The organism is Acetobacter aceti NBRC 14818, assembly GCF_000193495.2.
GTDB lineage: Bacteria > Pseudomonadota > Alphaproteobacteria > Acetobacterales > Acetobacteraceae > Acetobacter > Acetobacter aceti.
In genome coordinates this window covers 2,828,549-2,842,234 of the sequence record NZ_AP023410.1, presented here as the reverse complement: position 1 = coordinate 2,842,234, position 13,686 = coordinate 2,828,549, and the positions used below count along the sequence as shown (strand labels likewise).

General features: G+C 57.2%; 10 protein-coding genes and 1 riboswitch. Of the genes, 6 read left to right on the top strand and 4 right to left on the bottom strand.

The window, feature by feature from the left end:
* Nucleotides 1–16: 16 nt before the first annotated feature.
* The 3 genes from EMQ_RS13015 to speD all read right to left on the bottom strand — a co-directional run bounded on the left by EMQ_RS13015 (nt 17) and on the right by speD (nt 3,618).
* Nucleotides 17–1,417 carry a beta strand repeat-containing protein gene (locus tag EMQ_RS13015; RefSeq protein ID WP_010669360.1) on the bottom strand — a complete coding sequence of 467 codons (1,401 nt, stop codon included), beginning with the start codon at nt 1,415–1,417 and terminating at the stop codon, nt 17–19.
* A gap of 761 nt (nt 1,418–2,178) precedes the next feature.
* Nucleotides 2,179–3,048, bottom strand: coding sequence for a polyamine aminopropyltransferase (gene speE / locus EMQ_RS13010; protein WP_010667202.1), 870 nt, complete (start codon nt 3,046–3,048; stop codon nt 2,179–2,181).
* Nucleotides 3,049–3,153: 105 nt separating this feature from the next.
* Nucleotides 3,154–3,618 carry an adenosylmethionine decarboxylase gene (gene speD, locus EMQ_RS13005; RefSeq protein ID WP_010667203.1) on the bottom strand — a complete coding sequence of 155 codons (465 nt, stop codon included), beginning with the start codon at nt 3,616–3,618 and terminating at the stop codon, nt 3,154–3,156.
* 371 nt (nt 3,619–3,989) lie between these two features.
* Nucleotides 3,990–4,079, top strand: a riboswitch (glycine riboswitch).
* 155 nt (nt 4,080–4,234) lie between these two features.
* Between speD and gcvT the strand changes: the two genes are divergently transcribed.
* The 4 genes from gcvT (at nt 4,235) to EMQ_RS12985 (ending at nt 9,180) form a co-directional block, all read left to right on the top strand.
* On the top strand, nt 4,235–5,368 hold the full coding sequence (gene gcvT / locus EMQ_RS13000; RefSeq protein ID WP_010667204.1) for a glycine cleavage system aminomethyltransferase GcvT: 1,134 nt from the start codon (nt 4,235–4,237) through the stop codon (nt 5,366–5,368).
* Nucleotides 5,369–5,460: 92 nt separating this feature from the next.
* A complete protein-coding gene (gcvH, locus tag EMQ_RS12995) occupies nt 5,461–5,826 on the top strand; it encodes a glycine cleavage system protein GcvH (RefSeq protein ID WP_010667205.1) in 366 nt (121 codons plus the stop codon).
* Nucleotides 5,827–5,884: 58 nt separating this feature from the next.
* The gene (gcvP, locus tag EMQ_RS12990) at nt 5,885–8,752 is read left to right on the top strand and encodes an aminomethyl-transferring glycine dehydrogenase (protein WP_010667206.1); all 2,868 of its coding nucleotides are present in this window, start codon (nt 5,885–5,887) and stop codon (nt 8,750–8,752) included.
* A 53-nt stretch (nt 8,753–8,805) separates the two neighbouring features.
* Nucleotides 8,806–9,180, top strand: a complete 375-nt coding sequence (locus EMQ_RS12985) for a helix-turn-helix transcriptional regulator (protein WP_081470965.1) — start codon at nt 8,806–8,808, stop codon at nt 9,178–9,180.
* Between the two features lie 110 nt (nt 9,181–9,290).
* Here EMQ_RS12985 and EMQ_RS12980 read toward each other — a convergent pair whose 3' ends face one another.
* Nucleotides 9,291–10,340 (bottom strand): aromatic ring-hydroxylating oxygenase subunit alpha, encoded by a 1,050-nt coding sequence (locus EMQ_RS12980; protein WP_010667208.1) that lies wholly within the window; start codon nt 10,338–10,340, stop codon nt 9,291–9,293.
* Between the two features lie 459 nt (nt 10,341–10,799).
* Between EMQ_RS12980 and EMQ_RS12975 the strand changes: the two genes are divergently transcribed.
* Both EMQ_RS12975 and EMQ_RS12970 read left to right on the top strand, forming a co-directional pair.
* Nucleotides 10,800–12,305, top strand: coding sequence for an aldehyde dehydrogenase family protein (locus EMQ_RS12975; RefSeq protein WP_010667209.1), 1,506 nt, complete (start codon nt 10,800–10,802; stop codon nt 12,303–12,305).
* 84 nt (nt 12,306–12,389) lie between these two features.
* Nucleotides 12,390–13,673 (top strand): NAD(P)/FAD-dependent oxidoreductase, encoded by a 1,284-nt coding sequence (locus EMQ_RS12970; protein WP_010667210.1) that lies wholly within the window; start codon nt 12,390–12,392, stop codon nt 13,671–13,673.
* The last annotated feature ends 13 nt before the right edge of the window (nt 13,674–13,686 follow it).

Below are 13,686 nucleotides of genomic sequence, written 5' to 3'. Positions count from 1 at the left end.
TCCAAAAATCTGAAGATTACCAGATCTGGAAATCGCCCGAATTCAGGCTGGCAACATTCTGGAACAGAATGGTGGTACCATCGTCGAGCTTAAGAGTCGTAGAACCATTCGCGCTGACCTGATTTGACAGGGCACTCTGCAGTTCACTCTGAGAGTAGTTGAGCAGACCAACCGTGTTGCCAACAGCAGAACCAAAGTCAGTGATAACATAGTTACCGCCAGCAACTCCGTCACGAAACGCGAAGGTATTGGCCTGACCGGAACCACCTGTCATCGTTGCATCACCGACACCGCCGACAAGTGTATCAGCACCCGTACCACCGATGAACACCTGAGACCCGGTGGTTCCAGCATTGTTACCGTAGGCTGCTACACCGTATGTCGAACCAGAGGCATTGAGTGTCTCATTGCCCGTTCCACCAGAGAAGATGGTCTTGCCTGAACCCGGCTCGGTAGCGTTCAGGGTGACATTCATCCCGTTCGAACCATAGATGGTGCTCTGTCCGGCAGTAATGGTGCTGGAACCATAGCCGCCAACAAAGGTAAGAGAGCCTGCAACGCTAACATCCGCGTTGACGGCATACTGCACCCAGGCATCACCACTGGCGGAGATCGTATCACCCACACCCGTCATGACTGTGGAATAACCACCATTCAGCGAGATCGTATCGTCGGTACCGCCGATAACGGTAGACCCACCACCAACCGTAATCGCATTATTGCTGCCTCCACCGGCAACATTCTCGACGTAGGAGTTTTTACCGACCGTCACGAAGGAACTGCCACCATAAAGTGAGACAGTCTGGTTGCTGGCGCAATCACCGCCATAGATGGTGTCGTGACCATAGGAATAGACAGTGTTGGTGCCGTTGCTGACGTTGACGAAGTTATCACCGGCTCCAGCGTTGATCGTGTTCTGACCCGCACCGGCGATAACCGTGTCGTTGCCGGAACCCGCAAACACCATCCAGTTGCCAGCGTTGGAGAGCTGGTCACCTGTGAAGGCATTATTGCCCGCGCCAGCGACAAAAAGACCTGCCGAGCTGCCTGCCTGGAACTGGACACCGCCCGTCGTACCACCTTCAACACTGACAAAGCTGGAGGTCACACCAGACGCATCAATCTGCGTATGAATGCTGGGGACACCTGACCCGATGGCTCCACCAAAAACAATCGCACCGACGCCACCCGTTACGGAGTAGGAACCAGCCACGGTAGCGACGCCGTATCCGATTCCGTTTCCACCAAAAGCCGTTGAACCCGGAACAAGATTGATACCATCAATCCCGCCAATCTCTCCGGTAAGTGTGCTGCTAAAATCCGAGACCAGGCTCGCGAGCTGGTCGGTGAGAGCCCCATCAACAGTGACGACTACATGCGCCCCAGCTGATGCACCCTGAACGGTCATCAATGGCATACGTCAGTTCCTTTGTTGCACCCACATGACCCGTCGCAGCAACTCACGTAGGCAATATTCTGTCTGTGCCTCTTGTATTAAAAGAAAGACAGGCAGGCAACCAAAAAGAAGTGGGTTCGATCAAAAAAAAAACGTGACAAACAAGACCTTCCGACCTTTTCTCAAGTTCAGTAAGGAATTTTTTCAGATATAAATAAATATCAAAACATAAAATATAAGTAAATTATGCATTAAAAAAAATAAAAATATTTAAAATTGGCTTTATTGTTTATTTACAGAGAAAAACAGACCTACAAAATATTGTGTGAAATATATTTCACACACAATCAATACCTACAACAGAATCTCCTAATCGCACTCCTTTTCCACACCCTGCCTTTTACGACCAAAGGCATCAGATCTTCGTTTGTCGCATAATGCTACATGCCCTTTCTCGTTCGCCTCACAAGATGACATCAGACGATTGCTTGCTGTGAAAATATTTCAGGCGAGGCAAATCTTCCAATCCGGTCGGCCATCCCCTGTTTTTCCCCCGTCTCATGGAAAAATAGCCACCCCCGGCCCCACAGGCCTGCGGGAGAGCGATTCCATGACCAGACGAGTCGCCTCTGACTTCCGTTTGACGAACATTACGATTCGACGTGCTGACTGCACCAAGAGGCAGCACAATCGGCGCTTGTTCGGAAATTTTATCGTAAAAACAAAGAAGGCAGGCTACCCCTGAATACGGGATGACCTGCCTGTAACAATCGACGCAAGCATCAGTTCCCGGAGGGAAGATGCTTTGCAATATAGGGTGGCAGGTTGAAGGAACCCACATGAATCTCGGGGGTCCAATACTGCGTATTACCCAGAACGCCGGCCTGTTTGGCTCGCGCTTTTACTGTCGTCACGTCCTGCTGCGTCGGATCAGCGCCCTTTGAGGCGATCCCCAGCGTCATGAATCCACCGACATAGGTCGGTACAGCCGCGACGTAGGCAGACACCTGCGGGAAGAATTTCGCCCGACGGAGACTCGTCTCATGCAGCTCATCCGCCTGCATGAACGGCACACCACACTGATTCACAATCAGACCGTCCGGCCCAAGAATACGGGCGCAGTGCTCGTAGAAGGAATCCGTGAAAAGGACTTCCCCCACCCCAATCGGATCTGTGCTGTCGACGATGATGACGTCAAACGAAGCATCCGGCGCCTCGGCCACATAGGCGATGCCGTCACCGACGATCACGTCCGCACGGGCGTCATTCCATGCGTCACCAGCGATTTTCGGCAGATGCTGTTTGGACAGCTCGATAACCGCGCCGTCAATTTCCACCATGACGGCTTTTTCCACAGCCTTGTGCTCCAGCACACGCCGCAGAACACCGCCATCGCCCGCACCGATGATCAGCACCCGACGCGGATCGGGATGCGTGAACAGGGGAACATGCGTCAGCATTTCCTGATAGACGAACTCATCTGCTTCCGTGATCTGCACCACGCCGTCGAGCATGAGCACGCGACCATGGGAATCGCTCTCGAACACGACAATGTCCTGGAAAGGACTTTTGACGCGAGCGAGTTCCTTGCGAACCCGGAATCTCTGTCCCCAGCTGTCGTACAGCCCTTCGTTCAGCCACTGCTCAGACATGCAGCCTCCATAGAGTCATGATAGCCGCAGCCATAACCGCTCAGGACCAAGGCCCTGAGCGGAGCATCATAAAAGCTGGGACTATGATTTATTACGGGAAAGCGATCAGACCGAAACGCGACCGCGACGCTGCTCGTCAACCAGCACGCGTCCAGCCTGAAACAGCCGCTGCATCACGGGAATGGACAAGTGCGGATCGCAATCGCCGCACATAAAGATGTCCACAGCCGCAAAATTGCGTTCCGGCCATGTGTGGATGGAGATATGGCTTTCCGCCAGCACCACCACACCCGATACACCACCATTCGGAGAAAAGTGGTGAAAATGACTGTGCAGGATTGTCGCCCCGGCTGCCACAGCAGCTTCACACAGCGTAGCATCGATCTTTGCCGGATCGTCGAGGTTTACAGCCTCCCACAGATCCACAAGCAGATGCGTGCCTGCAAATTTTTCGCCGTCGCGTTCGACGAAGTAATCCTTGCGCTCGTCCTCACAGGACTCAGCGATAGCGACAGTCTGGTTATTGCTCGGGAGTTCCGAGACCATCCCCAGTTGAGCAAGTGCGTTCATGACGTACCCCAAAACCAGTAGACGGCCTGTTGGGCAAAATTGCCCCCTTGGGCCAAGAAGCGCGGTGGATAAGGCGTTTATTCTTTTCACGCAAGAAAATTCTGCTTTTATTTTCGTGACACTTTGCAGGCACCACATAACCGGCCAGAAAGATTTGCAAAACAGGATAATATATTTTCGATGGCACTATGTTTTCAAACCTGATGTCCTTCCCTGGATGATACTGTCAGCCTGACATCCACAAGCCGCTGCAATCCCCAAGCGGATCACACGAAAACCGTATCCAGCCTGTGATTTCTTCCGCACCTCCATGACTGTTGTCCAAGCGTCAGGATTTGTTTGACAGCGACAGACCGGAATGCGAGATGATCAGATGTCACAGAGGGAGAGACCGGTTCTTGACCGGCGCCGAAGGAGCAACCGCCCTGGAAACTCTCAGGCAGAAGGACCCTGTGACTGGACATTCTGGAGAGTGGCGTTTCGAGCGCCCGCCGACGGGATAGCGATCTCAGGCAAACGGACAGAAGGGGCGCTGGACTGAACCGGTCGATCCGGAAGTGGGAGCCTTCTTAGTGTCATATGCAGCAGTTTTCTTCCGTGTCTCCAAGGTGCTCCCATGAGCGATCCGCTTCTGCAGACGCCTCTCTTTTCCCTGCATGAAGAATACGGCGCCAGAATGGTGCCGTTCGCCGGTTACGCCATGCCGTTGCAGTATGCCGACGGCATCATGGCCGAGCATCAGCACACCCGTACGCACGCCGGACTGTTCGATGTTTCGCACATGGGACAGGTCGCGCTCCGTCCCATCGACGGCGACATGAACCGCGTGGCGCTTGCGCTGGAGCGGATCGTGCCGGTGGATGTTCTGGGGCTGAAAGCCGGACGTCAGCGCTATGGTTTTCTCACAAACGACGCAGGCGGAATCCTTGACGATCTGATGATCGTCAACATGGGCACGTGGTTCCTCGTTGTCGTCAACGCGGCTTGCAAGGCTCAGGACATCGCCCTGATGCAGCGCGAACTGTCCTCTGACTGCACGGTGGAACCGCTGCCAGACCGTGCCCTTCTGGCGTTGCAGGGACCGGAAGCTGAAACCGCTCTGGCAAGAATTGCGCCTGCCGTGACGACCATGAAATTCATGGATGCGAAGGCTGTTACTCTGGACGGCGTTGAGGCGATCGTCACACGCTCCGGCTACACGGGCGAAGATGGGTTCGAAATCAGCGTTCCGGCTGACAAGGCCGAACAGGTTGCAAGAAATCTACTGGCCCAGCCAGAGGTGAAACCCATCGGCCTTGGCGCGCGTGACAGCCTGCGACTTGAAGGCGGTCTCTGCCTCTACGGCTCCGACCTCGACAAAACGACATCGCCCGTGGAAGGCGCGCTCGAATGGGCGATCCAGAAAGCCCGCCGAAATGGCGGCGCACGCGCTGGTGGTTTCCCCGGTGCAGACCTGATTCTGGCGCAGCTTGAGCAGGGTGCCAGTCGCCGACGGGTCGGGCTGCTGGCGGAAGGCCGCGCTCCTGTGCGGCATGGCGCCGAACTGTTCGCGGAAAGCGAAGGCGGTTCTCCCATCGGCGTGGTCACGTCCGGCGCCTTCGGCCCGACGCTTCAGGCTCCTGTCGCCATGGGCTATGTCGAAACAGCTTTTGCACCGGTGGGAACAAAGGTTTTTGCCGAACTGCGCGGACGTCGCATTCCGGTGACGGTTGCCGCGATGCCGTTTGTTCCGGTCGGTTTCAAGCGCTGAGACCGATCACGCAACACAGGGTCTTATCCTGACGTGCAAACAGGTTTTCCTCTCTGAAGCAATGAACGCTCAGAGAATGTGGAGAGGATGGGATGACGCTTTACTTTACAAAAGAACACGAATGGCTGCGCGTTGAAGGCGATGTCGCGGTTGTCGGCATTACGAAACATGCCGCCAGTGAACTGGGTGAAATCGTATTCTTCGAGCTGAATGTCTCGGCCAATGATCTGCAGCAGGGTGACTCCGTCGCCGTTGTGGAGTCCGTCAAGGCGGCGTCCGATGTCTATGCGCCGGTCGATGGCGTGGTCATCGAAGGCAACCCGGATCTTGCGAACAATCCTGAGTTGATCAGCAGCGATCCAGAAGGCAATGGCTGGATGCTGAAGATGACGCTGACAAACAAGGCTCAGCTTGCCGACCTGATGGACGCCGATGCCTATGCCAAGCTGATCGGCTGATCCCGATTCTTTTCTTTGCGCAAGTTCTGAAACCTTCTTTCTGATACGGGGACAATCCGTGCCATCCTGGTCCAGCCTTCTGCCGCCTTCCGACGCTTTTGCTTCCCGTCATATCGGCCCACGCGAAGCCGAAATCACGGCCATGCTGGAGGCCGTCGGCGTCTCCAGCGAAGAAGCGCTGCGTGAGGAAACGGTGCCAGCCTCCATCCGTTCGAAAGAACCAATGGGGATCGGCCGAGGCTGGTCGGAAGTCGAAGTGCTGGCGCGTCTGCGCGAGATCGCCGGACGCAACAAGGTCATGACCTCCCTGATCGGTCAGGGTTATTACGGCACGGTGCTTCCCGGTGTCATCCAGCGTAACATTCTGGAAAATCCTGCGTGGTACACGGCCTATACGCCGTATCAGCCGGAAATCAGTCAGGGTCGTCTGGAAGCGCTGCTGAACTTCCAGACGCTGGTGACAGAACTGACCGGGCTCGACATCGCCAACGCCTCCCTGCTGGATGAAGCGACGGCGGCGGCGGAAGCCATGGCGCTGGCCAAGCGCGTGGCGAAAAGCAAGTCCAACGTCTTCTTTGTCGATGCCGACACGCATCCGCAGATATTGTCCGTTCTGCGGACCCGTGCGGAGCCATTCGGTTTCGAAATTGTCGTTGGCAATCCCGAGCGTGATCTGGATGCGTCCGCTGTTTTCGGTGCGCTGTTTTCCTATCCCGGCACGTCCGGTGCGGTGCGCGATCTGAGTGAGGCCATCGCAGCCCTGCACGATGCAGGCGCAATTGCCGTCATCGCAGCCGACCCGCTGGCGCTTACTCTTCTGAAATCTCCCGGTGAACTCGGGGCAGATATCGCCATTGGTTCCATGCAGCGTTTCGGTGTGCCGATGGGCTTTGGTGGTCCACATGCAGCGTACATGGCCGTGCGTGACGCCTACAAACGCAGCATGCCCGGCCGTCTGGTCGGCGTGTCGGTGGATGCTGCGGGACAGCCGGCCTACCGTCTGGCGCTCCAGACCCGCGAGCAGCATATCCGCCGCGAAAAGGCGACATCCAATATCTGCACGGCGCAGGTTCTGCTCGCCAATATCGCCGCCATGTATGCTGTCTATCATGGCCCGGAAGGCCTGAAGGCCATCGCGGAACGTGTGGCCGGGCTGACAGCGGCTTTGGCCTCCGGCCTGCGTGCGCTCGGCGTCGATGTGGCGACGACAGCCGTGTTCGACACACTGACTGTTCGCGTTGCTGCTGAAAAGACCGAAGAGATTCACCAGCGTGCCGTTGCTGCGGGTATGAACTTCCGTCGTGTGGGAGAGGGTGTGGTCGGTCTTTCTCTTGACGAGACCACCACGCCAGAAGTGATTGAGGCTGTCTGGCGCTGCTTTGATCCGGATTGCCCGACGGAAGCTCTTGCTGCGGCGGCGGACCCGGCACCGGGATTGTCCTCCGACATTCCCGACGATCTGTGCCGTGAAAAGCCTTTTCTACAGCAGGCAGTTTTCTCGTCCTACCGTTCCGAGACGGACATGCTGCGCTATCTGCGTCGCCTCGCCGACAAGGATCTGGCGCTGGACCGCACGATGATCCCGCTCGGCTCCTGCACGATGAAGCTGAACGCCACGGTCGAGATGACACCCATCACATGGCCCGGCTTCTGTGATCTGCATCCGTTTGCACCGGCCGACCAGACCGAAGGTTACACCGAACTGTTCCGTGATCTTGAGTCATGGCTCTGCGCGGTCAGCGGTTATGACGCCGTGTCGCTTCAGCCGAATTCCGGCGCACAGGGCGAATATGCCGGACTGTTGGCCATTCGCGGCTATCATCGTGCGCGTGGTCAGGAACAGCGCGATGTCTGCCTGATCCCGGCCTCCGCCCACGGCACCAATCCGGCTTCCGCGCAGATGGCGGGCATGAAAGTTGTTGTCGTGAAATGCGATGATGACGGTAATGTCGATATGGACGACCTGAAAGCGAAGATCGCGCAGCATGCCGATACGCTGGCGGCGATCATGATCACCTACCCTTCCACACACGGCGTGTTTGAAGAGTCCGTGCGCGATATCTGCGCTCTGGTGCATGAGGCGGGCGGTCAGGTCTATCTCGACGGCGCGAACATGAACGCGCAGGTCGGCCTTTCGCAGCCGGGCAAATACGGCGCGGATGTCAGCCATTTCAATCTGCACAAAACCTTCTGCATTCCGCATGGCGGTGGTGGTCCGGGCATGGGGCCAATCGGCGTGCGCTCCCATCTCGCACCGTTCCTGCCGGGACGCCCGGAACTGGGCGAAGGTCTTGCCGTATCGGCTGCGCCATTCGGTTCGGCTTCGATCCTGCCGATCTCGTGGGCCTATATCCGTCTGATGGGCGACGAGGGACTGGCGCGTGCGACCACTCTCGCCATCCTGAACTCGAACTACATCGTGGCGCGTCTTTCTGACGCCTACCCGATCCTGTATCGCGGCGTGAACGGGCGTGTGGCCCATGAGTGCATCGTCGATCTGCGTCCGATCAAGGATACGACGGGCGTGACGGTGGACGATATCGCCAAGCGTCTGGTGGATTTCGGCTTCCATGCGCCAACCGTAAGTTTTCCGGTTCCCGGCACGTTCATGATTGAGCCGACGGAATCGGAAGGCAAACACGAACTGGACCGCTTCTGCGATGCGATGCTGACGATCCGCGAGGAAATCCGGCAGATCGAGAAAGGCACGATTGCCGTTGAAGCCTCTGCTTTGCGTCATGCACCGCATACAGCGCGTGATCTGGCCGTAACGGAATGGGATCGGTCTTACGATCGGGCGGAAGGGTGCTTCCCGGCGGGGGTTGCGCCTGCAACGAAATACTGGCCGCCGGTGGGTCGCATTGACAACGCATACGGTGATCGCAATCTGATCTGCTCCTGTCCGGAACTCTCTGCATATATGTGAGTTTTATCTGGGCAGGCGCGTAATTCTGGCGCTTTTTCGGGATAATTGGAGCAATGACAAAGTCGCCTTCAGCCCTCGGCGCGCGGTTGGGCAGCCAGGAGACTTTAGGCCAGCGGATCAGGGCGTTACGGCACTATGCCGGAATGACCCAGGTGGAAGTCGCTGCCGCCCTGCGGCTTTCACGCAGCGCCATCGCGCACTGGGAAACGGACCGGGACGGACGCGTGAGGGAATATCTTCCGCGTCTCGCCGAACTGTTTCAGGTGCCGGTCGAGGTTTTCCTGACTGGCATGGCCACTCAGGAAGCAGTCGTACAACTGACGATTGATGAGATTGATCTGTTGCGTCTTTATCGCAGCCTTGATGTGGGGGAGCGTCTGTCCGTTCAGCGCTCCATCACCCGGATGCTGGACCGCAAGAAGAAATGACGATTCCGGACACAGGTATGGTCGGCGATCAGAACTGGTTTGCCCCTCAAAATCGGGACCGTTTTGCGGAGCTTTGATCCAAGCCTGTTTTAACAGCAAAAAGTCCTTCCTCACGCTGTGAAGAAGTGACTGAGCCCGATATCCCGTAGCGCACGGCGGTAGGCAATCGAACTTCGATCCGCCATGACATGCGCTTCCAGTGTTGGGTCGAGCGGCAGGTTTTCGGGTTTCTGCGCCTCTACCAGCGCACGATCTTCCTCAAACACCCGGCGATTGAACTCATACACAGCTTCGACATCACCGTTCGTATCGAAATTTCGGCAGATCGGCGCAAACATCCGTGTCATGCGTGCCGAGACCGGCGAAGCCGCGTTCATGATGACCAGTCGCTTATCATTCGGAAAATGGATTTCCAGAGTGGCCGTGAATGGCACATGCACACGGAAATGACGTAGCCATTCAAATCCCTCCGGTGCGGAATTCTCTATTTCATGCGGATAGTTGGCCACGGAACTCCGATATTCCGCCTCAAAACCGTATGACGTTCTTTTGGGCATGTAGCTGGGAACAACCGGATTCTCGGGGTCCGCGAATGTCGCCGTGTGCACGAAAGCAAAGTGCGCGACATCAATGAATCCTTCCACCTGCCGTCCGGCGAACCCGGCAATATCGATCCACGGGCAGGTAATCTGCTGATAGGTCGGATCGTCCCAGTGGGGCATGTCGGCAATCTTCGGTCCACTCCCATCCGGGCGCAGACAGGTCCAGATCAGCCCATAGCGCTCCACCGCCGGATAGGTGCGCAGATTCAGCTTTTTGGGGATGCCACTGTCAGGATGCGCTGGCACATGCACACACCGCCCCTCGGCTCCGAACTCAAAACCATGATAGGCGCAGGCGAGCAGATCGCCCTTGCATGTTCCCATGCTGAGCGGCACGCCGCGATGGGGACAGAGATCGTCGGCGACGACAATGCTGCCTCCGCTCCGATAGAGGACCAGCGGCGCATCCAGCAGCGTCACGCCGAGCGGCGCGCTGTGGGTCAGTTCGCGTGAAAGCGCCACGGGATGCCAGCAGGCGGCCAGGATCGTCCAGTCCGGGGCATCAAAGGTGCAGTGTCGCGGCAGACCTGCAGACTGGGTGGCAGAGACTGTGTCCATGTGAGTCGCTCCCGCAAAAGATAACGGAAACAGAATGACACGTGTGGGAGCGACACGGAATAGGTGTCTCGCTCCCTGTCCGGGCAATGGCGCGTCGTGTGTTTCAAAACCCCAAACCCGACGATCCGGAACCCGATATGCTTTCCTTCAAACAGGCATTTCCCAGCAATTTGGAATAACCGGGACTCGTCTTTCATCCGGAAGACGGCTGATATGACATCGTGTCAAAAATTTTTCTTTCGTCCGAAAATTATCCTTACAACATTTTGATAAATAACATTATTTTATATCACTATAATGACACTCAGTGCCACAAATCACAGTTATGTTACCACTCCACACGTTGCCGCACACCCTTCGTCCATATATATCGGTATACAGTTATCAAGACCAATCCAGTCCTGATTGCATTTCTGCCGCCTTTCTCTCGGGCAGCACACCAGACATACGGAGTTACCCATGTCGGTTAACCAGGAACCCCCTTTCAAATCCCGCTACGGCAATTATATCGGCGGTGAGTGGAAAGCGCCCGTAAAGGGCGAATACATGAAGAACATCTCGCCGGTAGACGGACGCACGCTGTGCGAAGTGCCGCAGTCCACGGCGGAAGATGTCGAGCTGGCTCTGGATGCCGCCCACAAGGCGTTCAAGGGTTGGGCCCGCACATCCATCACCGACCGCTCCAACATCCTTCTCAAGGCCGCCGATCGCATGGAGGCCAATCTGGAGCTTCTGGCGCGCGCCGAGACCTGGGATAACGGCAAGCCGATCCGTGAAACGATGAACGCCGACATCCCACTGGCGATCGATCATTTCCGTTATTTCGCAGGCTGCATCCGCGCTCAGGAAGGCGGCATCACCGATATCAATGAAGATACGGTCGCCTATCACTTCCACGAGCCTCTTGGTGTGGTCGGTCAGATCATTCCCTGGAACTTCCCGCTGCTGATGGGCTCATGGAAGCTGGCTCCGGCTCTGGCCGCAGGCAACTGCGTCGTCATGAAGCCCGCCGAGACGACGCCGGCCAGCATGCTGGTACTGATGGAGCTCATTGGTGACCTGTTCCCGCCGGGAACGCTGAACATCGTCAACGGTCTGGGCCGTGATGTCGGCGCTGCGCTGTCCAACAGCACCCGCATCGCCAAGATCGCTTTCACCGGCTCCACGCCGACCGGCAAGATGATCGCGCACGCCGCTGCTGAAAACCTGATCCCGGCCACGCTGGAACTGGGTGGCAAGTCACCGAACATCTTCTTCGCCGACGTCATGGATCATGACGATGACTATCTCGACAAGGCGCTGGAAGGCTTCACGCTGTTCGCGCTCAATCAGGGTCAGATCTGCTCCTGCCCGAGCCGCGCACTGGTTCAGGAATCCATCTACGAGAAGTTCATCGAGCGCGTCATTCCCCGCGTGAAGGCCATCAAGCAGGGCAATCCTCTTGATCCCAACACGATGATGGGCGCCCAGAACTCCCTAATGCAGCAGAACAAGATTCTGGAATACATCGACATCGGACGCAACGAGGACAAGGCCCAGCTTCTGGCCGGCGGCGCCAAGCCTGATCTGGGCAACGCCTTCAAGGACGGCTTCTATGTCGAGCCGACCGTGTTCCGTGGCGACAGAAACATGCGCATTTTCCGCGAGGAAATCTTTGGCCCGGTTCTGGCTGTCACGACCTTCAAGGACGAAGCCGAGGCTCTCGCCATCGCCAACGACACCGAATTCGGTCTGGGTTCAGGCGTCTGGTCGCGTAACGGCAATATCTGCCACCGCACCGCAAAAGGCCTTGAGGCCGGTCGCGTCTGGGTGAACTGCTATCATGTGTATCCGGCGGGCGCTGCGTTCGGCGGTTATAAAAAGTCCGGCATCGGACGTGAAACACACAAGATGGTTCTTGAACATTATCAGCAGACGAAGAACATTCTCACCAGCTACTCCGAGAAGAAGCTTGGTTTCTTCTGATACAACAGTGGGGAAGCGCGCCTGTGCGCTTCCCCACACCTATCCCCTTTATCCGACGTTCCACAGCGAGTACAGGAAAGAGTCATGAGTAAGAAATCCGAAATCCTGATCGTTGGCGGTGGCGTCGCTGGTCTGGCGCTGGCAACCCGTCTGGGCAATTCGATTGGCAAACAGGGGCAGGCGCGGATCACCCTGATCGACAAAAGTTTCTCTCACGTCTGGAAGCCGATGCTGCATTGCTTCGCGGCAGGCACGGCCCAGAACGAGAATGACCGCATCAGCTTCATGGCGCAGGCCAGCGAGCATCACTTCGAATTCTGGCCCGGCGAGGTAATCGGTGTTGATCGGGACAAGCGAGAGGCTGTCCTTGGTCCACTACACAGTTCCGACGGCGCCATTGTTCTGGAAGGCCGCACCGTCGAATACGACGCCCTGATCCTGTCCATCGGCAGTTGCGCCAATGATTTCGGCACTCCCGGTGTGGCCGAGCACTGTCTGTTCATCGACAATCTGGTCGAAGCCAACGGATTCAACGAGAAGTTCCGCATGGAACTGCTCCGCGCCTATGCGGGTGACGGCGCACTCGATATCGCCATTGTGGGCGGTGGCGCCACGGGAACCCAACTTGCCGCAGAACTGCACAAGGCGCTGGAACTGGTCGGCCTGCACAGTTTTTCCCAGACACCTCCTTCCCTGAACATCACGCTGCTGGAAGCCGGCCCCCGTATTCTGCCGGCCTTCCCGGAAGCCGTTTCCGAAGCTGCCCAGAAAGAACTGGAGCGCATCGGCGTAAAAGTCCGCACTTCAGCGATGGTGTCCGGTGCCGATGAAAGCGGTTTCAGCCTGAAAGACGGCAGCCATGTGCCCGCCACCCTCCGCGTCTGGGCAGCCGGTGTGAAGGCTCCGGAAGTGACCACCGGCTTTGGCGGTCTCTCGCTCAGCCGTTCCGGCCAGATCCAGATCAACCCCAATCTGCAGACCATTGATGATCCGGCGATTTTCGCGATGGGCGATTGCAGCTACATCGTGAACGATCCCCTACCTCCGACCGCGCAGGTTGCCCGGCAGCAGGCGCATCATCTGGCGCGCCATCTCCCGGCATGGCTGCGCGACGGGCGCGAGATTCCGTCCTGCGTGTTCAACAACAAGGGCGCTATTGTCGCTCTCGGCAATTATAATGGCTGGGGCACGCTGCCGGGTGGCACCGTGTTTGGCGGCGGCATTTTCCGCGGCCTGTCTGCCCGTCTTGGACATCTGGCGCTCTACCGTCAGCATCAGATTGAACTGTACGGTCTTACCCGTGGCCTCATGTCCTGCTTCTCTGACTGGGTCGACTCTCTGGTCCGTCCTTCCGTCAGACTCGACTGATACGGGACAGAGC